The sequence below is a fragment of the Xanthomonas sp. GPE 39 genome, from assembly GCF_000963005.1.
Classification (GTDB): domain Bacteria; phylum Pseudomonadota; class Gammaproteobacteria; order Xanthomonadales; family Xanthomonadaceae; genus Xanthomonas_A.
Map to the genome: position 1 here is coordinate 3,046,265 of NZ_JZHZ01000007.1, position 21,419 is coordinate 3,067,683.

The 21,419-nt window shown below is 61.3% G+C and carries 20 protein-coding genes and 2 pseudogenes; 12 read left to right on the forward strand and 10 right to left on the reverse strand.

The features are described from left to right. Positions 1-51: 51 nt before the first annotated feature. Together XALGPE39_RS12785 and ubiH are read right to left on the reverse strand one after the other, a co-directional pair. Positions 52-1,230 carry a UbiH/UbiF family hydroxylase gene (locus XALGPE39_RS12785; protein WP_045728504.1) on the reverse strand — a complete coding sequence of 393 codons (1,179 nt, stop codon included), beginning with the start codon at positions 1,228-1,230 and terminating at the stop codon, positions 52-54. After that, complete coding sequence (ubiH, locus tag XALGPE39_RS12790; protein WP_045728505.1) at positions 1,227-2,441, reverse strand: 2-octaprenyl-6-methoxyphenyl hydroxylase; 1,215 nt, start codon at positions 2,439-2,441, stop codon at positions 1,227-1,229. The genes XALGPE39_RS12785 and ubiH overlap by 4 nt, the downstream gene beginning before the upstream one ends. Positions 2,442-2,815: 374 nt before the next feature. On the opposite strand from ubiH, the gene XALGPE39_RS15800 reads away from it, so the two are divergent. The 12 genes and pseudogenes from XALGPE39_RS15800 to XALGPE39_RS12835 all read left to right on the forward strand — a co-directional run. Further along, complete coding sequence (locus XALGPE39_RS15800; RefSeq protein WP_152624904.1) at positions 2,816-3,520, forward strand: hypothetical protein; 705 nt, start codon at positions 2,816-2,818, stop codon at positions 3,518-3,520. Then, the gene (locus tag XALGPE39_RS15805) at positions 3,517-4,524 is read left to right on the forward strand and encodes a hypothetical protein (protein ID WP_152624905.1); all 1,008 of its coding nucleotides are present in this window, start codon (positions 3,517-3,519) and stop codon (positions 4,522-4,524) included. The genes XALGPE39_RS15800 and XALGPE39_RS15805 overlap by 4 nt, the downstream gene beginning before the upstream one ends. A gap of 17 nt (positions 4,525-4,541) precedes the next feature. Further along, positions 4,542-5,231 carry a hypothetical protein gene (locus XALGPE39_RS15810; RefSeq protein ID WP_152624906.1) on the forward strand — a complete coding sequence of 230 codons (690 nt, stop codon included), beginning with the start codon at positions 4,542-4,544 and terminating at the stop codon, positions 5,229-5,231. A gap of 178 nt (positions 5,232-5,409) precedes the next feature. Next, positions 5,410-5,994: a hypothetical protein gene (locus XALGPE39_RS12795; RefSeq protein WP_045728506.1), complete on the forward strand. Its 585-nt coding sequence runs from the start codon at positions 5,410-5,412 to the stop codon at positions 5,992-5,994. 6 nt (positions 5,995-6,000) lie between these two features. After that, positions 6,001-6,555: a cob(I)yrinic acid a,c-diamide adenosyltransferase gene (locus tag XALGPE39_RS12800; protein WP_045728507.1), complete on the forward strand. Its 555-nt coding sequence runs from the start codon at positions 6,001-6,003 to the stop codon at positions 6,553-6,555. A 25-nt stretch (positions 6,556-6,580) separates the two neighbouring features. Then, entirely contained in the window at positions 6,581-7,486 is a 906-nt protein-coding gene (locus XALGPE39_RS12805; protein ID WP_045728508.1) for a histone deacetylase family protein, read from the forward strand. Between the two features lie 107 nt (positions 7,487-7,593). Next, on the forward strand, positions 7,594-9,939 hold the full coding sequence (gene lptD, locus XALGPE39_RS12810; protein WP_082061906.1) for an LPS-assembly protein LptD: 2,346 nt from the start codon (positions 7,594-7,596) through the stop codon (positions 9,937-9,939). After that, a pseudogene (locus tag XALGPE39_RS12815) lies at positions 9,936-11,219 on the forward strand (peptidylprolyl isomerase); the annotation flags it as partial. The gene lptD and the pseudogene XALGPE39_RS12815, both read left to right, overlap by 4 nt. An 87-nt stretch (positions 11,220-11,306) precedes the next feature. After that, positions 11,307-12,281 (forward strand): 4-hydroxythreonine-4-phosphate dehydrogenase PdxA, encoded by a 975-nt coding sequence (gene pdxA, locus XALGPE39_RS12820; protein WP_045728511.1) that lies wholly within the window; start codon positions 11,307-11,309, stop codon positions 12,279-12,281. Positions 12,282-12,501: 220 nt separating this feature from the next. Next, positions 12,502-13,296 carry a 16S rRNA (adenine(1518)-N(6)/adenine(1519)-N(6))-dimethyltransferase RsmA gene (gene rsmA / locus XALGPE39_RS12825; protein WP_045729204.1) on the forward strand — a complete coding sequence of 265 codons (795 nt, stop codon included), beginning with the start codon at positions 12,502-12,504 and terminating at the stop codon, positions 13,294-13,296. Positions 13,297-13,389: 93 nt separating this feature from the next. Then, positions 13,390-13,773: a Co2+/Mg2+ efflux protein ApaG gene (gene apaG / locus XALGPE39_RS12830; protein WP_045728512.1), complete on the forward strand. Its 384-nt coding sequence runs from the start codon at positions 13,390-13,392 to the stop codon at positions 13,771-13,773. A 10-nt stretch (positions 13,774-13,783) separates the two neighbouring features. After that, a pseudogene (locus XALGPE39_RS12835) lies at positions 13,784-14,626 on the forward strand (symmetrical bis(5'-nucleosyl)-tetraphosphatase); the annotation flags it as partial. A 93-nt stretch (positions 14,627-14,719) separates the two neighbouring features. Here the strand turns inward: XALGPE39_RS12835 and XALGPE39_RS12840 are convergent. The 8 genes from XALGPE39_RS12840 to XALGPE39_RS12875 all read right to left on the reverse strand — a co-directional run bounded on the left by XALGPE39_RS12840 (position 14,720) and on the right by XALGPE39_RS12875 (position 21,398). After that, positions 14,720-15,226: a dihydrofolate reductase gene (locus XALGPE39_RS12840; protein WP_045728514.1), complete on the reverse strand. Its 507-nt coding sequence runs from the start codon at positions 15,224-15,226 to the stop codon at positions 14,720-14,722. Positions 15,227-15,324: 98 nt separating this feature from the next. Continuing rightward, positions 15,325-16,119 carry a thymidylate synthase gene (locus tag XALGPE39_RS12845; RefSeq protein WP_045728515.1) on the reverse strand — a complete coding sequence of 265 codons (795 nt, stop codon included), beginning with the start codon at positions 16,117-16,119 and terminating at the stop codon, positions 15,325-15,327. Continuing rightward, complete coding sequence (gene lgt, locus XALGPE39_RS12850; RefSeq protein WP_045728516.1) at positions 16,116-16,994, reverse strand: prolipoprotein diacylglyceryl transferase; 879 nt, start codon at positions 16,992-16,994, stop codon at positions 16,116-16,118. The genes XALGPE39_RS12845 and lgt overlap by 4 nt, the downstream gene beginning before the upstream one ends. A 176-nt stretch (positions 16,995-17,170) precedes the next feature. Further along, the gene (locus XALGPE39_RS12855; RefSeq protein ID WP_045728517.1) at positions 17,171-17,923 is read right to left on the reverse strand and encodes a TerC family protein; all 753 of its coding nucleotides are present in this window, start codon (positions 17,921-17,923) and stop codon (positions 17,171-17,173) included. A gap of 42 nt (positions 17,924-17,965) precedes the next feature. Further along, on the reverse strand, positions 17,966-18,346 hold the full coding sequence (locus XALGPE39_RS12860; RefSeq protein WP_045728518.1) for a diacylglycerol kinase: 381 nt from the start codon (positions 18,344-18,346) through the stop codon (positions 17,966-17,968). Positions 18,347-18,576: 230 nt separating this feature from the next. Beyond that, complete coding sequence (locus XALGPE39_RS12865) at positions 18,577-19,857, reverse strand: HAMP domain-containing sensor histidine kinase (RefSeq protein WP_045729205.1); 1,281 nt, start codon at positions 19,855-19,857, stop codon at positions 18,577-18,579. A 108-nt stretch (positions 19,858-19,965) separates the two neighbouring features. Beyond that, positions 19,966-20,679 (reverse strand): response regulator transcription factor, encoded by a 714-nt coding sequence (locus tag XALGPE39_RS12870; protein WP_012917243.1) that lies wholly within the window; start codon positions 20,677-20,679, stop codon positions 19,966-19,968. Positions 20,680-20,774: 95 nt separating this feature from the next. After that, complete coding sequence (locus XALGPE39_RS12875; protein WP_235429912.1) at positions 20,775-21,398, reverse strand: arylesterase; 624 nt, start codon at positions 21,396-21,398, stop codon at positions 20,775-20,777. Between the last annotated feature and the right edge of the window lie 21 nt (positions 21,399-21,419).

Genomic DNA, 21,419 nt, shown 5'->3' on the forward strand with positions numbered 1-21,419 from the left:
CAGCCACAAGTCGACTCGATAAGCATCACGCATAGCCAATGCAACGCACACTCACATCCCGGATGCGCGCTTCCAAAATGCATGCATCAACAGCGGCAATTTACCGGCCAGCCCCAACAGCGGCCCACGCAGCAGGGTCAGGTGCAGGTCATCGTTGGAGAACACCCGGTTGATCGTATGGAAACCATAAGCAGCCACGGTGTTGTCACTGCGCCGTGCACGCGCCCAACGCGCCAACCGATGCGGCGCAGCCCAATCGACACCGCGCGCCTGTGCCCGCCGCACCAGCGCCGCCAGTGCGGCGACATCGCGCAGGCCGAGGTTGACCCCCTGCCCAGCCAGCGGGTGTACCACATGCGCAGCATCACCGAGCACCAACAGACCGTCGCGCCGATACGTTTCCACCAGTTGTCGACGTAGCGGGAATCCGACCCGCGGCGACGCGGCACGCATCGTGCCCAGACGGGCCCCGAAAGCCTGAGTCAGTTCCGCGCCGAAGGCCGCCTCATCCAGCGCCAGCACTCGCCTCGCCTCCGCCTCGGGCAATGTCCACACAATCGAGCTGCGGCCATCGGCAAACGGCAACAGTGCCAGCGGCCCGCCCGGTAGAAAACGCTGCCAGGCTGTGTCCTGATGCGGCAATTCGGTCTGTACGAAAGCGACCACGCCGCACTGACCATAATCGTGTGCCGGCGCATCCAATCCGGCCAAACCACGCAAGGTGGACTCGGCACCATCGGCGGCGATTGCCAGACGCGCATCGAGCCGGCGGCCATCGTCCAGGCGCAAACGGACGCGCTCGTGCGACGGTTCAAACGTCTCCACCTGTGCCGGGCAGTGCAACTGCACACCCGCCGCTGGCAGCGCCGCCCACAGTTGCTCGACCAACAGAGCGTGTTCGACGATCCAACCCAACTGATCGCGCCCCAGCGCATCGGCATCGAACGCCAACTCACCGCCGCCGCCGGCATCCCACACGCGCATGCGCCGGTATGCGCAAGCACGGCGCGCGAGCACCTGCGACCACACTCCCGCGCCGTGCAACAGCGCCGCGTTATCCGCAGCGAAGGCATACACCCGCAAGTCCGGCGTCGCCGGCGACCAACGCGGCGGTTCGCGCCCCTCGACCAGCGCCACCGCCAAGCCCTCATTAGCCAATGCCAACGCGCACGCCGCACCAACCACACCACCACCGACCACCACCGCATCCAACATCCCGCGCCGGCTCATGTTGCGGCCTCCCGACACAGCCGCGGCACCTCGCCACGGAAACCCATCGCCCCACCGACCAGCAACGATTGCAGCGGCGCGGCCCGTGCTGCGGCCAGCAGACCCAGACTGCGCAACGGGCGCAGCACGGACGCGGGATTGGCCGTCAACCGCGCCAGCCCGCCAGAAAAAGCCACCGTGCGCTGGCGATCCTGCTCGCGGCGCTGCACGTAGTCCTGCAGCAGCGTCGGCGCGCCGGGATCGGTCCGGTCGTGTTCGAGCAGTTCGGCCAGGGTCAGCGCATCGCGCAGCCCCAGGTTGAAACCCTGCGCACCCAGTGGATGCAGGGTCTGCGCGGCATTGCCCAGCAGCACCGCACGCGCATCGGTGAGGCGATCGGCCAGAACCTGCACGATCGGATACACACTGCGCTCGCCACTGCCGAGCAAGCGGCCCACCCGCCAACCCAGCGCGTCTTGTAAGCGCCGCAGCCAAGCCTCCTCGTCCAACGCCGCCACTGCGTCGGCGTCCTCGGTGGCGACCGCGTGGATCGCACCGTAATGCCGATCACCACGCGGCAGCAGCGCGGTCGGACCGTCATCGCGGAAGCGCTCGTAGGCGGTGCCGTCGGGTTGACGGCTCCCACGCACCCGCGCCACGAACAGGGTTTGATGAAAATCGTGGCCGATCGCGCCGATACCCAACGCATCGCGCACCGCGCTGGCGCTACCGTCGGCGCCGACCAGTAAGCGCGCCTGCAGCACCTGCTCGGTGCCGTCGTGAACGACGCGCAGCCGCCGCACATTGGAAGTGTCCCCGTCTTCGACCGCCACGCAGCGCGCGGGCCGGTAGCGGTGCACATGCGAGGCCGCGGCCAGGCTCTCCTCCAGCGCCTGGCCGAAGTCGCGCGCCACCACCACCTGACCGAATGCCTCGCGCCCATAGTCGGCGGCGTCCAGCCGAACCCGACCAAAATCGCCGGCACGACTGACGTGAATGCGCCGGATCGGGCCGGTCGGTGCGCGCAAGCGCTGCATCACGCCGAGCGCGGTCAGTGCGTTGACCGTGGCTGCGGCAAAGCTGAGATTGCGCTGGTCGAACACCGGCGGCAACGCGCCCGGCGGCGCGGCCTCGACCAAGCCCACGTCCATCCCCAGGCGGTCCAGCGCGATAGCCAGACTGGCACCGACCAGGCCGCCGCCCACTATCACTACGTCATGTCGTTTGCTCATCCGACCATGATACGACCAGCCTCGCAAGGTGCGGCCAAGCCCCGCGCGTCTACCTGTGTAGAAATTTCACCAATTGCCCTTGACAAGGAGAACTACAGATTGCTTGAATCGCAATGCCGGTCGAAACTGGCAAATTAAACCATATTTATATTAAGGATAATTCATAATGGTTACGCCTGATATTTTTCTCGACGTATTGCAAAATAGCCTGATGGCAGCAGATCACATCAAAGATCACCTCTCTTTTCTAGCCAGCGACGTACCGCAGCCCGGGACCACCCCTATTTGCGTCTGCCATTTTTAATAAAATCTAGATTCCAAGGTGGGCCGTCATTTTGACGGCCCTTTTATTTTTTAATTATTAGATACCGACGATGCACGGCATATCTATTGACGAAGTCATGATGACGGCGTTTGGCCACATTGACTGCCCCGTAATAATTGCCTTACCAACCACCCATAACTTCATCGACCTCTCCTTTCGCGAGGAGAGCAGAGAGAATTTGTACATTTCTGGCGATCCAGATATTTTATCAGAACTTCACCCTTCCAATAAAAATATAATCAGCCGCTCTCAAGCCATTTCCATAATTGATGCGACAAGCAAAAGCAAGAATGAATTACTTCCAATTATATTTTCCTTCCCAGACCAAATCACCTCCCCTCCCAACATCCAAATATTTTCATCTCGCAATGGATTGAGCCGAGGATTTTGCGCCTTTGAGATACTAGCCGCATCAAAATACGGATCAACACTCTTCATTTGGCAAGGGCATGAATTCGTGAAAATCGAAAAATGCGCAAGTGCAGCCACAATACTCCACCACTTGAATAACTATCTTGACCAAGCTGATAATATTTTAAAAAGCACGTGGCTAACAAGCAATCTGCAACCCCGTCGATTAATGCCAAAAGTTATGGAAGAGGCGATTATTCACATAAATCACTATCAATCCCTCCTGGCCATGAATGCAAATAACTCCACTGATGCAGTTAAAGCCATAAACAGCATCAATAACTTGGAGGGCATCAAGGAGAATATTGAAAATATTATCAGAAAAACCGGGCGCCACACGTGAAAAAACCAATCCCGCTAAAGAAATTCCTAATTGATTTCCTTTTACTTTTTTCGCCCAAAAATAAGAAGAGCAGAATTGTTGAATATGCAACTGGAATAAAATTTTCGGAAGCGAATTTTGATATCTTGGCCGATGCGTGTAAAAATTCAGGCTGCACCATAAACCACTATTACAAATGGAGACTCAGGGAAAGATTGGCAATTGATATCTTAAAGCAATCAGACTCCGTTGCATGCATCAATTTCATCAAAAACAACACACATAATGTTGAAGAAATCGAACAGGCTGTAATTAAAGCTGATAGCGGCACACTCCTCACCACCATGCACTATGGCTCTTTTGTCCCCGCCATTTTCGCATTAGTTTTTCATATTTCAAAATTCCGAAAGATATGCGTAATTTACGACCCCCCAGAAGTCAATTATAAAAATCGCGACTTTGACTTAATAGCAAAAAAAATGGCGGCAGAAGTTGGTGGCAATTTCACCCCAGTCCATAACAACTCACGAGGACTAGCATCGATTATCCGAACGCTAAAAACGGGAGGTGTCGCTATAATTATGACAGACGTCTTCCATTCAACAAAAAATACCTACACGATCGATTTTATGGGTAGATTTTACAGAACCCTTCTTGGAGCGGCATATATCGCCAGACGATCAAATAGCGCAATTATCCCATTTCTATCGAAACCCATAATGGAAAATTATAAATTCAAAATAATAAAATCAAACCACATGAGGCCAAATGAAATATACGATAAATTAATCCCAATATCCAGCAAGCCGAATTTTTATTGCGACCACAACACAATTTCAGAAGTGTACAAATGTTACGAGGAAATGATTGGCAAAGACCTTATTTACTGGCTCTATATCTTTGAACATTCATGCCACCCTCCTACCCCGAAATACCATAAAAAAATCAACGTCACTCAAATAGATGCAATAATATCAAAAGACCCCAGAATTAACGCAGCCAAAATTCCGGAGATCTCAATCTAAATAGGCAAGCACGCACCATGCATTCAAAATCAAAAAAAGAACTCGAAAACAGCAATTTAAAACTGAAATTTATTTCAGCACTTTCCGTCCTAATTCTTCATTTTTTTTTCTTCTTGTTTTTAATTTCAAAATCAGCCGTAACACCCCTGCACAGCCAAGCAGGAATAAAAATAAAATTCATCCAAAGGAGTTCTTTGGAGCCTCCCTCTTTGCAGCACATCACAGACAATATCGTCGTAGGCAAGGAGCGCGATATGCCATTAGCCCAAAAGCGCGCTTCGGGAAAACCGAAAAAATCAAACAACACCAATGCCCCCCCCCCCGCCTCAATCCATGAAACAGAAGAAGATTCAACTGCACCCACGGCACACTCACCAGATCATCTCATCTTGACGCTACCAACTGATTCCCTGAAAGGTAATCAATCCGGAGACAACATCGATTTCGTACCGAAAATCATGGCGCACCGTACAAGTGAGAAAACCTTTTCTTCCGGGCCGGAACGATTGCATATGCGCACCAACTTGCCGCCGCGAGAAGTTATTGCAATGGTTTCAAATTTTATCGGCCTCTGGCCCCCAGGCTATACCATCGACCCATGCATCATCCGAAAAGAAGAGGTCGATTCGATGAGAGACGCAGTCTCAGGGAGTGATCGCGCACAGTTAGAAGAAGCATTGAGGAAAGAAAATCAGGCTTGCCGATAGATGCAGCCATTCTCACAGCCTGTGCGACAAGTCGGTTTAGCACGTCGTTCATCGCATAAGAGTTAAACGGTTCAATTTGCAGACTCCCGTAACTACCACCACTTTCGACTCGGCAGCGGCAAAGCCCCATACAGCCCAGTAGAATGCATCGTCTCACGCGCAAACGATTGCCTTCGCCATGACGTCCTCCCCCCACCGCCTTCCCGCCCTGCTTTTGCTGGCGTCACTGCTGGCTGCAACCCGCATCAATCACTTCGGCGCCATTCCCGATGCGTCCTGGGCGGTGTTCTTCATCGGCGGCTTCTACCTGCGCAGTTGGACCGTCTGGGCGTTCCCGCTGCTGATGGCACTGGCGGTACTGGTCGACTATCTGGTCATCCACGGCCAAGGCCTGGATTTCTGGCAGCACTACTGCGTATCGCCAGCGTACTGGTGTCTGATCCCGGCGTACTTTGTGCTGTGGATCGGCGGCGCTTGGCTGGCGCACCGCTACCGCAGCGCCGACTGGCGCGCGCTGGGCCTGGCCACGGGCAGCCTGCTGGCCGCGGTGGCCCTGTGCCACCTGATCGCCCAGGGCAGCTTTTACTGGGTCAGCCACAGCGTAGCCAATCCCACGGTGGCTGGCTGGCTGAAGAACTACAGCGACTGGCTGTTGCCTTACCTGAGTAGCGCAGGCCTGTACGTGGCGCTGGCCGCCGCGATCCAGGTCGGTCGCGAGCAGTTGGCACGCCTGGACCAACGCAACCAGCCAACCAGCCACTGAACGGACATGGGCAACCGTCTCACCAAGATCTATACCCGAACCGGCGACGACGGCAGCACCGGACTGGGAGACGGCAACCGGGTCGGCAAAGATTCGGCCCGGGTCGCCGCCTACGGCACCGTGGACGAAGCCAATTCGGCAATCGGCCTGGTGCTGGCCTGTGCGCTGGCCGAGGATGTGCGCCAGTTGCTGACCGCGATCCAGCACCAACTGTTCGACCTTGGCGGCGAGTTGTGCATTCCCGGCCACGCCGCGATCCAGGCCGCCGACATCGACGCGCTGGAACAGCATCTGGACCGCTACAACGCCACCCTGCCAGTCTTGCAGGACTTCATCCTGCCCGGCGGCGGCGAGGCAGCGGCGCGCTGTCACCTGGCTCGGACCATCGTGCGCCGCGCAGAACGCGAGACGGTCGCGCTCTCGCGGCAGGACGCGGTACGCCCGGAGGCGGTGCGCTACCTCAACCGCCTGTCGGATCTGCTGTTCGTGTTGGCGCGCGTACTGGCCCGCGCCGATGGTCACGGCGAAGTCCTGTGGCGCCACGACCGTCGACACGCCTGAGCAGCACCCCACACCGCGCCCGCACATGTTGATCTACACGCATCCAGACTGCCTCGGCCACATGCCGGGACCAGAACATCCGGAACGACCAGAGCGCGTGGCAACGGTCGTCACCGCCCTGCGCGAGGCTTTCCCCACACTGGAATGGCGTCAAGCACCGCTGGCCAAGCTCGGTGATCTGGCACGAGTGCACGAGCAGGCACTGATCGATCGCATCCTGGCCGACATCGACGGCACGCACGCGCTCGACATGGATACCGTGCTCTCGCCTGGCTCGCGCGCCGCCGCGCTACGCGCCGCCGGGGCAGGGATTGCGGCGGTGGATGTGGTCATGCGCGGCGAAAGCGACACGGCCTTCTGCGCGGTACGCCCGCCCGGCCACCACGCCACCGCGACCACCGCAATGGGCTTTTGCCTGTTCAACAACGTTGCAATCGCCGCTGCCCACGCCCTGGACACCCATAGCCTGGAGCGGATCGCCATCGTCGACTTCGATGTGCATCACGGCAATGGCACCCAAGCGATCTTCGAGCGCGACGCTCGCGTGCATTACCTCAGCACCCACCAGTCCGGTCTGTTTCCGCACTCGGGTGGGAGCAACGAGCGCGGCATCGGCAACCTGCACAATGCCCTGCTGGCACCGGGTAGCGACGGCATGGGCTTCCGTAACATCTGGGCCGACCGGCTGCTGCCACTGCTGGACGCCTTCAAACCGCAACTGCTGCTGATCTCCGCTGGCTTCGACGCGCATCTGCGCGACCCGCTCGCCGACCTGATGCTGGACAGCGAAGACTTCGCCTGGCTCACCGCGCAATTGCGCACGCTCGCACAGCGGCATGCACACGGCCGGGTGGTGTCGCTACTGGAAGGCGGCTACGACCTGCAAGCGCTGCGCGAATGCAGCATCGCCCACGTCGACGCATTGCGCTGAACCCCTACGCCCCCGATACACCCCTCACGCTCCGCAGGCCATCTTCATTGCCCCCATGCACAGGATGGGGCAAGCTAGCGACCGTTTTCGCCCGATACCTGACGCGCGTGCGCCGAGCTCTCCGCCTGCTACCCCTTCCGTTCAGTATCGCCCTCTGTCTGCCGGCAGTGGCGGCCGAAAAGCCGCCGAACTGGGGGCTGTGCCCAACCCCTGACGTGCTGCCCAAGTTCGACGACGCCCCCAAGCCGGATCCGAAGCTCGCCGAGAACCGCGAACAGCAGCCGACCGATGTCGAGGGCGACCAACTCTCGGGCACCACGACCATCCCGAACTACACCGGCAACGTCGCGCTCAAGCGCGGCGACCAGTTCATGGGCACCGACAGCCTGCGGATGGACACCGAGACCGGCAACTACATCGCACAGGGTCACGTGCGCTACCAGGATTCGTCGATCCGCCTGATCGCCGACCGCGCCGAAGGCAATCAGGACACCAACACCCACAAGATCACCAACATCCGCTATCAGTTGATCTCCCGCCGCGGCAACGGCACCGCCAACTCGGTAGACCTGCAAGGTGCTCTGGGGCAAATGCACCACTCCACCTACACCACCTGCGATCCCTCGCAACGGGTGTGGGAACTCTCCGCACCGGAGATCGACGTCGACAGCAACGAAGGGTTCGGCACCGCGCGCAATGCGATCCTGAAAATCTACAACGTGCCGGTCATGTACTCGCCCTGGTTCAAGTTCCCGATCGACGACAGTCGCAGCAGCGGCTTTTTGTTTCCGACGTTCGGCTTCACCGGCCGCAATGGGTTCGATTACACCCAACCCTACTATTTGAATCTGGCACCGAACTACGACGCCACCCTGTATCCGCGCTTCATGAGCCGACGCGGCCTGATGCTCGGCAGCGAATTCCGTTATCTCTACGATGGCGGCAAGGGCGAGGCACTGGCGGGCTACCTGCCCAATGACAAACTACGCGACAAGGACCGTGGTCGCTTCCAGTACCTGGGCTACCACAACATCAACGCGCAATGGCAGGCGCGCGCCTCGCTGATCTGGGTCAGCGACGATCGCTATACCGAAGACTTTTCCAACCGCCTGCTCGGCAACACCGTCAGCAACCTGCAGAGTACGGTCGGTGTCTACGGCACCGGCGAGACCTGGACCGCCGGACTGATGGCCGATCGCTGGCAACTGGCCGACTACACGCTCACTGAAGATTCACTGCCCTATAGCCGCCAGCCGCGCGCGTTCTTCAACTGGAACAAACCCCTCGGCGACTACTTCGAGGCTGGGCTGTACAGCGAAGCAGTGCGCTTCGTACACGACGACGTCCACGCCAAGGACGCGCTGTACCAGCGCACCGGGGTAATCAGCGAGCGGCCCGGCGGGGAGCGCCTGGATCTCAAACCCTACCTCTCCATGCCGCTGGCCGGTGCCGCCTGGTTCCTCAAGCCGACCCTGGCATGGCGCTATACCACCTACCAATTGGAAAGGGACCTGGCGAACACGCTCGGCGGCAACACCACCCCCTCGCGCAGCCTGCCGATCGCCAGCGTCGATGCCGGGGTCTACTTCGACCGCGATGCCAAATTCGGCAACACCAACTATCTGCAAACCCTGGAACCGCGGCTGTTTTATCTGTACACGCCGTATCGGGACCAGAACGACCTGCCAATCTTCGACACCCGCGAGTTCACCTTCAGTTGGGGACAGTTGTTCCGCGACTCGCGCTACACCGGCGCCGACCGCCAGAACGATGCCAACCAGTTGACCATGGCATTGAGTTCGCGCCTGCTGCGCCAGAACGACGGCAAGGAAAAGCTATCGGTCAGCCTGGGACAGATCCTGTATTTCGACGACTCCCGGGTCAGCCTGCCCAACAGCGACACCACGATCGCGCAGGGCAAGTCGGCCTGGGTCGCCGACGCCAACTACATGATCAACGACCGTTGGACGCTGGGCAGCACCTATCAGTGGGATCCCAAGTATCACCGCAAGGATCTGGCCAGCGTCCGCATGCGTTACCTGCTGCCGGGCGACGGCATCGTCAACGTCGCCTACCGCTACCGCCGCGACCTGCTGGAGCAGGCCGACGCCTCGTTCCTGTACCCAATCAATTCGAATTGGAGCCTGGTCGGCCGTCATTACTATTCGTTCATGGACAAAAAGCCGCTGGAGACCATCCTCGGCGTGCAATGGGACAGTTGCTGCGTGGCCGTGCGTGCGCTGGCACGGCGCTACGTGCGCAATCGCACCGGCGCAATGGACACCGCGTTCCAGATCGAATTCGTCCTGAAGGGGTTCTCGTCGCTGGGGCAGGACACGGACCGCGTTCTGCGCCGTGCTATCCTCGGCTACAACCGCGACGACCTGTACTTGGTCCCGCCCAGCAATACCACGGCCGATCCGGACGCTTACGATCCGAACCAGATTCCATGACCAAGACCCTCTCTGCTTTCCTCGTCGCCGTGCTGGCCATCGCTGGCGTCTCCACCCAGGCCACCGCACAACAAACCCAACCACTGGACCGCATCGCTGCGGTGGTCGACGAAGATGTCGTGCTGCAGAGCGAGCTGGATCGCGCCTTGCGCAACGTCAAAGCACAGTATGCCGGTCGCGACACGCAGTTGCCTCCTGATAACGTGCTGCGCCGCCAAGTGCTCGAGCGTCTGGTTCTGGTCAAACTGCAAGTGGCCCGCGCCAACAGCACCGGCATCCATGTCAGCGACGACGAACTGAACCGCGCCATCGCCAGCATCGCCCAGCAAAACAATACCGACGTGGATGGCCTGCGCAAGAAAATCGCCGCAGACGGCATGTCCTACGACGACTTCCGCAACTCGGTGCGCGACGAAATCACCGTGCAACGCCTGCGCCAGAGCTTCGCGCAAAGCCGGATCAACGTCAGCGAAAGCGAAGTGGATGCCGCCCTGACCCAACAGGCCACCATCGGCACCCAGTATCACCTCGCGCATATCCTGGTTGGTTTGCCGGAAGGCGCCACCGCCGAGCAGATCAAGACCGCGCAGGGCAAGATCGATGGCGTCAAGAGCCTGATCGACAAGGGCGAGATCGACTTCAATGCCGCCGCCGTGCGCTACTCCGACAGCCCCAACGCGCTGGAAGGCGGCGACCTCGGCTGGCGTAGCCTGGACGAGATCCCGAACGCATTCGCGCAGTTGATCCGCGATATGAAGCCCGGCCAGGTCGCTGGCCCGCTGCGCGGCCCCAGCGGCTTTCAGTTATTGAAGCTGGTCGAAGTGCGTGACGCCGCCGCCAACCCGGAAAAGAAAACCGTCACCGAGTACCACGCCCGCCACATCCTGGCGCGGATCAACGACACCCAGACCGATGCTGCGGCCAAGGCCAAGATCGAGACCTTGCGTGCGCGCATCGCCGGTGGCGCCGATTTCCAGAAAGTGGCCAAGGAAGCCTCGGAAGATGCCAACACCCGTAGTCAGGGCGGCGATCTGGGCTGGTTCCCAATCGATGCGTTCGGCGCGGATTTCGGCCACCAGGTCGAAAGCCTCCAGGACGGGCAGATTTCCCAGCCGTTCCGTACCGAGGCTGGCTGGCACATCCTGCAACGCGTCGGCGCGCGCCAGACCGATGTCACCAGCGACACGCAGCGCGCCCAGGTCCGCGAGACCATCGGTCGTCGCAAGCTAGAGGAAGAGTACAACCGCTTCCTGCAGGAAATGCGCGGCGAAGCCTACGTCGACCTGCGCCTGGGCAACACCGACACGACAACGCCGGCCGCGGAGACCACGCCAGCGCCGGCGGCCACTGCTACCAAGCACTGAACCATGCGCCCCTCGCTCGCGCTGGTCCCAGGCGAGCCGGGCGGGATCGGCCCGGAGCTGTGCGTGCGGCTGGCACAACAGCCGCGCCACGACTGCCAACTGCTGGCTTTCGCCGATCCGGACACACTCCGCGCCGCCGCCGCCGCACTCTCGCTACCACTGCGGCTGCTACCCGAATCCAGTGCCGCCATCGCCCCGGGCGACTTGCGTCTGCGCACCGTCCCCAATGCCGCGCCCAACCGATTTGGTCGTACCGAGCCGGCCAATGCCGCTGCGGTGATCGGCGCGTTGACCCAGGCCGCCGACGCCTGCCTGCGTGGCGAACTGGCTGGCATGGTCACCGGCCCGGTGCACAAGGCTGCGATCAACGCAGGGGGCATCGCCTATACCGGCACGACCGAACTGCTCGCCCAACACGCAGGCTGCGAGGTCGTGATGATGCTGGCAAACGAGATCGTGCGCGTCGCCCTGGCCACCACGCATTTACCGCTGCGTGCAGTCGCCGACGCCCTGACCCCCGCACTCCTGGAACGCAGCCTGCGCATCACCCACGCCGCGCTGCGCCGCACATTCGGCATCGCCATGCCGACCATCGCCGTACTGGGACTCAACCCGCACGCTGGCGAGGACGGTCATCTGGGACACGAGGAAATCGAGGTCATGCAGCCGGTACTGGAAGCCCTGCGCGGCGAGGGCATGCGCTTGCTCGGCCCGCTACCCGCCGATACCGCATTCCTGCCGCAGAAGCTGACCGAAGTCGACGCCGTGCTGGCGATGTACCACGATCAAGGGCTGCCGGTGCTGAAATACAGTGGTTTCGAGCAGGCGGTGAATCTGACCTTGGGCCTGCCCTACCCGCGCGTAGCGGTCGACCACGGCACCGCGCTGGAACTGGCTGGCCGTGGCCTTGCCGACCCATCCAGTCTGTTCGCCGCAGTCGCCTTGTGCGCGCAACTGGCTGCGCGCCAGGACAGATAACCTTGCCTGGGTTGTCGCAGCGACGTCGGCTTGGAGTGGTCCACGCCCATGCGACATCCTCCACAACGCGCGTCGCAACTGACAGCGCGCAAGGCAGCAGAACGCGGAATCGCCCAAGGACACCGCTCATGCTCAGCCAGGCAACCAAAAATCCGAGGACGCGCATGCGGATGATGCCGGCACGCCGCATCGTCCATCCCATGCCGATAAAATGCACGCCATGACCTCCTCTCCCGGCTTCGGCGCACCGGCCAAGAAATCGCTCGGCCAACACTTCCTCAGCGACCGCCACTACATCGACAACATCGTCCGCGCGGTGGATCCCAAACCAGGCGACCGACTGGTCGAGATCGGCCCCGGGCAGGGCGCGATCACCTTCCCGTTGCTGCGTCGGCATGGAGAGCTGACCGTGATCGAGTTCGATCGCGACCTGATCGCGCCACTGACCACCGCCGCAGCCAACCTCGGCGAACTCACCATCCTTCACCGCGATGTGCTCTCGGTGGACTTCGGCGCGCTGGCTGGCGATGGCCGCATCCGTCTGGTCGGCAACCTGCCCTACAACATCTCCTCGCCGATCCTGTTCCATGCCCTGGACCATGCCGCGGCGATCGCCGACATGCACTTCATGCTGCAAAAAGAAGTGGTCGACCGGATGGCCGCCGCACCGGGCAGCAAGGTCTACGGCAGGCTCAGCGTGATGCTGCAAGCCTACTGCGAAGTAACCGCCTTGTTCGTCGTGCCACCGGGCGCGTTCCGCCCTCCTCCCAAAGTGGATTCAGCAGTGGTGCGGCTGGTCCCACGGCCTGCCCAGGAGGTCGGCATCGCCGATCCGCGCCGCTTCGCCGACGTGGTGCGCGCCGCGTTCGGGCAACGCCGCAAGACCCTGCGCAATGCGCTCAACGGGGTCTGCGATGGCGCGCAGTTCGAGGCCGCTGGGGTCCGCGCAGACGCGCGCGCCGAGCAACTGGCGGTCGCCGATTTCGTGCGACTAGCCAACCTGCCGCCCTCATGAGCCAGCCACACCAATGCGCTGCGTTCTGCTTCCCCGATACGCTCCTCGGCACAGGCCGTCCATTCTGGCGTCCGCTTTGCTTACACTGTGAGCATGAATGATGACGCCCCCTATCGCATCGAGGTCGAAGTATTGCCCCGATTCCTCGTCGACCAATCGGCACCGGAGGAAGGGCGCTATGCGTTCGCCTACACGATCCGCATCCGCAACCGTGGCCGCGTCGCCGCACGTCTGATCGCCCGACACTGGGAGATCACCGACGGCAATGGCCGGATCGAACGCGTGGACGGGGACGGGGTCGTCGGCGAACAGCCGCGACTGCGCCCCGGCGAGGATTTCCGTTACACCTCCGGACTCATGCTGGAAACCGAACACGGCATGATGCGCGGGCATTACGACATGGAGGCCGACGACGGCACCCAGTTCATCGCCGCGATCGCGCCGTTCGTGCTATCCGTGCCACGGACACTGCACTGATGGCGGCCACATGAGCGTCTGGGCGATCGGCGACCTGCAGGGGTGTTACGACATAACCCAGCGGCTGCTGGAAAAAATCCGCTTCGATCCGGCGGTGGATCGGCTGTGGTTCTGCGGCGACCTGGTCAACCGCGGCGGGCAGTCGTTGGAGACGCTGCGCCTGGTGCACGCGTTACGCGACCAAAGCGTGGTGGTGCTTGGCAACCACGACCTCTCGCTACTGGCGATCGGCGAACGCAGTGCGGACGAACAGCGCAAGGTCAACCCGGACTTGCAGCGCATCGTGCTGGCCGAAGATCGCGACGAACTGCTGACCTGGCTGCGCATGCAGAAACTGCTGCACGCCGACCGTGAACTAGGCTGGATGATGATCCATGCCGGACTCGCACCGAAGTGGACAACGGCCATGGCCGAAAAACACGCTCGCGAGGTCGAGCAACAACTACACGGTAACGGCTACCGCAGGCTGTTGCGCAACATGTACGGCGACCGCCCGGCATGGACGCCAGGACTGACTGGCTACGACCGTTCGCGAGCGATCATCAACCTATTCACCCGCGCCCGCTATTGCACCCCGCGCGGTCGCATCGCCATCGAGGAAAAGGGCGCGCCAGGCACCCAGGCGCAGGGCCTGTATCCCTGGTTCGAAGTGCCAGGACGGGTCGAGCGGGACCTGAAGATCGTCTGCGGCCACTGGTCCACGCTGGGCCTGACCATCACCCAGGGCGTGCATGCCATCGACACCGGCGCGGTCTGGGGGGGCAAGCTCACCGCACTGCGCTTGGACAGCGAGGAGCTGCAGGTCGTGCAAGTGCCGGGGCGCCCAGTCGAAGGGCCGCCACCGGCAGCACGCACCGGCAACTCGCGGCAGCGTCACCCTCAAAAACGCAACGCGCCTACGGCATCGTCGCCAGGCCAGGACTGATCGCTTCGCACATCTAGGCTCCTACACCGCGCTTGGTCGGCGCTGGTAGTCCACGAACTCGAACGCCAAGGCGTGGCGGGCATCGGTCGGATGCGGTTGCCGTGCCAGCACCTCCCACTGCGTCGGATCGAACACAGGGAAATGTGCATCGGCACCATCGACCAGCGTGTCGACATGGGTCAGGTACAGCCGTCCGGCCAGCGGCAGCGTCATGGCGAAAATATCGCCACCACCGATGACCGCCAGTTCCGTGGCACCGGCATTTTGGACCGTATCGAGCGCCGCCTGCAGCGACGCCACCGCCTGCATGTCCGCGAACGGCACGTGTCCGGATCGGGTCATGACCAGATTCAATCGCCCCGGCAGCGCGCGTCCCAGCGACTGCGCGGTTTTGCGCCCCATCAGCACCGGCTTGCCCAGAGTGAGTGCTTTGAAGCGTTTCAAATCATCCGGCAGCCGCCATGGCAGGTCGTTGTCACGACCGATGGCATTTGCCCGATCCAGTGCGGCAATCAGCGTCAATCGCAACCCATCGCCCAGGCCACGGAGCGCATTCGTTTCCCCACCTGCCAGCGTTGCTTGTGTTTTTGCCGAGTCCCGGGCACCAGGTCCCGAGTCCCGCCCCCTCATACCGCCACCGGCGCTTTGATCGCCGGATGCGGATCGTAGCCTTCGATTGCGATGTCGTCGTAAGTGAAGGCAAACAGATCGGTGACTGCCGGATTAAGACGCAAGGTCGGCAACGGCCGCGGCGTGCGTGCCAACTGCTCGCGCGCCTGCGCAAAGTGATTGGAATACAGGTGCGCGTCGCCCAAGGTATGCACAAAATCGCCCACGCCCAGACCGGTGGCCTGCGCCACCATGTGCGTGAGCAGCGCATAGCTGGCGATGTTGAATGGCACGCCGAGGAAAATATCGCCGCTGCGCTGGTAAAGCTGGCAACTGAGTTTGCCGTCGACCACGTAGAACTGGAACAGGCTGTGGCACGGCATCAGCGCCATCTGCGGCAGCTCGGCCACGTTCCAGGCACTGATCACCAACCGCCGCGAATCCGGATTGCGCTTGATCTCCTCCACCAGCCACTGCATCTGATCGATCTCGCGGCCATCAGCACTGGACCAGCGCCGCCACTGCTTACCGTACACCGGGCCGAGTTCGCCCTGCGCATCGGCCCACTCGTCCCAGATGCTGACCTTGTTGTCCTTGAGGTAGGCGATGTTGGTCTCGCCTTTCAGGAACCACAGCAACTCATGCACGATCGAACGCAGATGCAGCTTCTTGGTGGTGACCAGTGGAAAGCCCGCATTGAGATCGAAGCGCATCTGCCAACCGAATACGCTGCGCGTGCCGGTTCCGGTGCGGTCGGATTTCTCCGCGCCGTGCATGAGCACATGACGCAACAACTCCAGATACGGGGTCATTTGGCAACCTCCATCGGCGGCACTGGCTGCAGTACCGGTGCGCTACGCGAGCGCCACAATAAGAACAGACCCAACAAAATCAGCGGCGTACTCAAGATCTGCCCCATCGTCAGCCAGTGAAATGCCAGATAACCGATTGGCGCATCCGGCACACGCACGAACTCCACCGCGAAACGGAAGACGCCGTATAAAAGTGCGAACAGCCCGGACACCGCGTAGCGCGCCCGTGGCTGCATCGAGAATGTCCACAACACCGCGAACATCACCAGACCTTCCAGCGTCGCTTCATACAGCTGCGAGGGATGCCGCGCGAACTTATCCAACGCGCCGGTGGCGTATTGCGCCTGAATCTGCGCCATCGGCCAATCCTGTAGTTCTGGCGCGCGCGGGAAAATCACCCCCCAGCCCGCGTCGGTGAACTTGCCCCACAACTCGCCGCCGACGAAGTTACCGATGCGACCGAACCCCAGCCCCAGCGGAACCAGTGGGGCAATGAAATCCATGGTATCGAAGAAGTGCAGACGCGCCTTGCGCGTCCACCACGCCGAAGCCACCAGCACGCCGATCAGGCCGCCGTGGAAGCTCATGCCGCCATCCCATACCTTGAACACCAGCAACGGATCGGCAAGGACATCGTGCAACGCGTAGAACAGCATGTAGCCGATGCGCCCGCCCAGCACCACCCCGAGCATCGCGTAGAACAGCAGGTCGGAGAACCCGTCCGCATCCACGCCCGGCAGCCGCCCGGCCCGGATTCGGCTGCGTCCCAGCCACCAGGCCGACACGAAACCGGCCAGGTACATCAAACCGTACCAGTGCACCTTCACCGGGCCGAGCGAGAAGGCGATGGGATCGATTTGATGGAGATAGGTCATACGCAGACGTAAGCCAGTAGGCAAAGATTGCCTATTCTGCCACCGACACCGCCCGACACCGCATCGCGATTGCCATCGACACAGACCGCTTCATCTACGGGCAGGCCACAGCACAGCCCTCACCAACCGCGACGCAGGCATCTCGCATCACTGCGATGCGCAGGGGTTTACCCAACTCAGCGCTTACCGGCGCCCCGCATCGCGTGCGCGGCGGCGCGCCGGCGCATCAGCAGATTCAACCATTCCACCAGCACGGAGAATCCCATCGCTGCGTAGATATAGGGCTTGGGTACGTGCACGTCCAGGCCGTCCAGGATCAGCACCGCGCCGATCATCAGGATGAATGCCAACGCCAGCATCTTCACCGTCGGGTTGGCATCGATGAAACGGCCCAGCGGATTGGCCGCCAGCAGCATCACCGCCACCGCCAGCAACACCGCGGCGATCATCACCGGAATGTGCTGCGCCATGCCCACGGCGGTAATCACCGAATCCAGCGAAAACACGATGTCGATCACCGCAATCTGCGCGATCACCATCCAGAACACGGTCGAAGCCTTGCCGGTGCCGGGATCAGCCTCCTCCTCGCCACCGGCGATCAGCTCGCGGATCTCCATCGTTCCTTTCACCAGCAGGAACAGGCCACCAACGATCAAGACCAGGTCGCGGATCGAAATGCCCATGCCGGCAACGCTGAACAATTCGCCCTGCATCCGCGCCAGGAACGCCAACGACACCAGCAACGCGATACGGGTCAGGCACGCCAAGGCGATGCCGAACCTGCGCGCCCCAGGACGCTGCGCCTGCGGCAACTTGCCCACCGCAATGGAGATGAACACCAGGTTGTCGATGCCCAGCACGATTTCCAACGCGCTCAACGTCAATAGCGTCACCCAGGTGTTGGGGTCGGCGAGGAATTCAAGGGCCATGCGGGCACATCCTTCTTTGACGATGTAAAAGACCGAGAAAAGTCACAGCATGCGCGGCAACAGGATCAACCCCCAGCACAGCAACGCATTGCCCAACATCAAAAACACCGCCGCCGACCCCATGTCCTTGGCCCGACCGGCCAGTTCGTGATGTTCTGGGCCGTAACGTTCGATCACCGCCTCGATCGCGGAATTGAGCAACTCCACCGACAGCACCAGCAGCAGCGAGCCGATCATCAAGATCTGCTGCACCGCCCCCTGCCCCAACCACAGCGCCAGTGGCACCAGCAGCACGCACAGACACACTTCCAGACGAAACGAGGACTCGTGCAGCCAAGCCGCACGCAGACCCTGCAACGACCAGCGCGCGGCCATCAGCATGCGCCGTGGTCCACGCGGCAAGTGACCGAATTGGTCGGCCATGGCTCAGCGCAACCCTGCGCGATACAGATGCGACAACGAAGGCCGAGGAAGAACGGTCATGAGCAAGGGCGAAGCCGGGTATGCGCAGATTTTGCCACAAGCCGCGTGCCTGCGCCGAGCGGATGGTGGATTTCCCAGTCCTACCGCAGCACGATCTTGCATTGGCGAATACGCTACGGTTGATCGCGTGCCATCCGCGCTGGAACCGTAGCGGCAGTCGGACGCTGCGCTCACTTGGCCGGATCGAAACACACCGTGGCGGTAATGCCACCGCCCTCGGCACTTTCCAGCCCGATCCGCCAGCCGAAGCGATTGCACAAGCGATGCACAATCGACAAGCCAAGCCCAGTTCCCTGCGGGCGATCCGACTCGGCACGAAAGAACGGCTCGAAGGCACGCTGCAACGCGTCGTCGGACATGCCGATGCCGGTATCGCGGATGCTGATCCGGTCGACTGCGACCTCGACCTCGATACGACCCGCATCGGTATAACTGCATGCGTTGCGCAACAGGTTGCTCATGACCACGTGCAACACCCTTGGCGGGGCATGCAAGCGTACAGGAGCAAGCACACGCACGCTCAGCTCGACAGGCTTGCCGGCCAGCAACTCGCGCGCATTCTCCAGCTCGTACTCGAGCACGTCGGCAACCTCGAAAGTCTCGCTCTGCGGCACGACATCCGCTTCGCGCGCCAGGATCAAAAATGAATCGATCACCGCTTCCATGTCGCGCCCAGCACGCTGGATGCGTTGCAAGCTGCGGTTCAAGCGTGGCGGTAGTTCGGGATCGGTCATCGCGATGTCGGTGGCGACGCGGATCACCGTCAGCGGCGTGCGTAATTCGTGGCTCGCATCGCGGGTGAAGTTGTGCTCGCGCGCGACATGCTCCGTGACGCGTTGCGCCAGCGCATGCAGCGCCAGGGCCAATTGCCGCGACTCGCCCTGTACCTCGGCCGGCAAATTTTCCGGTGCCAACTCGGCGGCGACCGGGCAGCGCGGATCCCAATGCGAGACATGACGCGCCAGCCAGATCACCGGCGACAGCAGACGCTGGGAAGCACGCCGTGTCAGCCCAGCGACCAGCAACACCGCGACCAGAATCAACACGACCGGCACGACGCCGAACCAGAACATGAGCCGTTGCACCTGCGCAGGCATGAACACCAGATACAGGCGTCCGGCCGGGGTCTGATCGACCAACACCGTTTCACCGCCAAGATGATCGGCGTGCATACCCGGTGCCAAGGTGCGCAAGCTGGCCGGTAAACCAAGATCCGACTGCCCGCTCGGCACCAGATAACCGCGCAGGCTGTAGCTGTTCGGCGGTGGCTGTTGCGGCTGTTGCGCGCGCAATTGCCAGTAGTGACGTGCTTCCTCGTGCAGGATCGAGCCGACTAACGAATGCTGCACAATCGCCACCAGCAGATAACCGGCGAGCACAAGGAAACAGCCCACGAACAGGACGCGGGCGATCGGGGGCAAACGGAATTTACGCGACAAATTGTGCGGCATTGCAGCGTCCATGATCGTTGCCGCGATTATAAAAACAGTGATCGTGAGTCCTTCGTGCAAGCGTCCCCATCCACTGGGGGCGCTTGCACGCCACGATCGGCACCAGCCTCAACTCATCGGCTGGGCGATGTCGGCGATGCGGTAGCCCGCACTCTGCACGGTGTGCAGCAGCGGACGGTCGAACGGCTTGTCGATGATCTTGCGCAGGTTGTACAGATGGCTGCGCAGCGTGTCCGAATCGGGCAGACCATTACCCCAGATCTCGCGCTCGATCTCCTGGCGGGTGACGACACGCGGCGATTCGCGCATCAAAATCGTCAGCAGGCGCAGGCCGATCGGCGACAACTGCAATTCGCTACCAGCGCGGGTGGCGCGCATGCTCACCGGATCGAGCACCAGATCGGCCACTTTCAACACTTCCGCACCGACCTGACGACGCTCGCGACGAATCAACGCGCGCAAGCGCGCTTCCAGTTCCTGGATGGCGAATGGCTTGGTCAGGTAATCGTCTGCACCGAAGCCAAGACCGGTCAGCTTATCGTCGAGCGTATCGCGCGCGGTCAGCATCAGCACCGGGGTGGACTTGCGCGCATCGTTGCGCAAGCGGCGGCAGACCTCGATGCCGTCCAGACGCGGCAGCATCAGGTCCAGCACGACCACGTCGTAACTGTTCTCCGCTGCAAGGCGGTAGCCGTCCAAACCATCGCAGGCGTAATCCACTTCGAATCCACGCCCTTCCAAATACTCACCGATCATCTCGGAAATATTGCGGTTATCCTCAACGACCAACACAAGCCCGGATGTTTCCTTATTCTGACGCATGACCATCTCCCCCATTCTTCAGCTTTGTGAAACATGATCGATGCGGGGTAGTGACAGCGTGAAGATTGTTGTAATTCATTCGGGATTAGAAAAATCTACCTCTCAATCAATGGCTTGAGTTGAGGCCACACATTGTCCAGCACCTTCGACTGGGCGGCGGCGGTGGGGTGCAGGCCATCGTCCTGCATCAACGCCGGATGCAGCGCCACGCCCTCCAGCAGGAACGGCAACAGCCCGGTACGGTACTGTGCGGCCAGATCGGCGTAGACGGCGCGCAGCCGCTGGCGATACGCCGGCCCATAGTTCGGCGGCATATCGATGCCCAACAACAAGACCTTCGCGCCGGCACGACGGCTCAACACGATCATCTGCTCCAAGTTAGCGCGTAATTCTGCGGGCGCGAGGCCGCGCAGCGCGTCGTTGCCACCGAGTTCGATGACCACCACCGAGGGCTTATGCTTCTGCAGCAGCGACGGCAATCTGGTCAACGCACCCGAGGAGGTCTCACCACTGATACTGGCATTGACCACCGCCGGCGGTGTGCGTCGTTGCTGGTGCAAGCGCTTGTCCAGCAGCGCCACCCAACCGGACTCGACCGGGATATTGTGCGCGGCACTGAGGCTATCGCCGACCACCAGCACCGGCCCCGTGGCATCTTTGGCACAGGCGACGATGGGTAGCAGCACACACCATGCCAGCCATAGCCAGGCGCAACGCATCCAGGCCAATCTAGTTTTCGT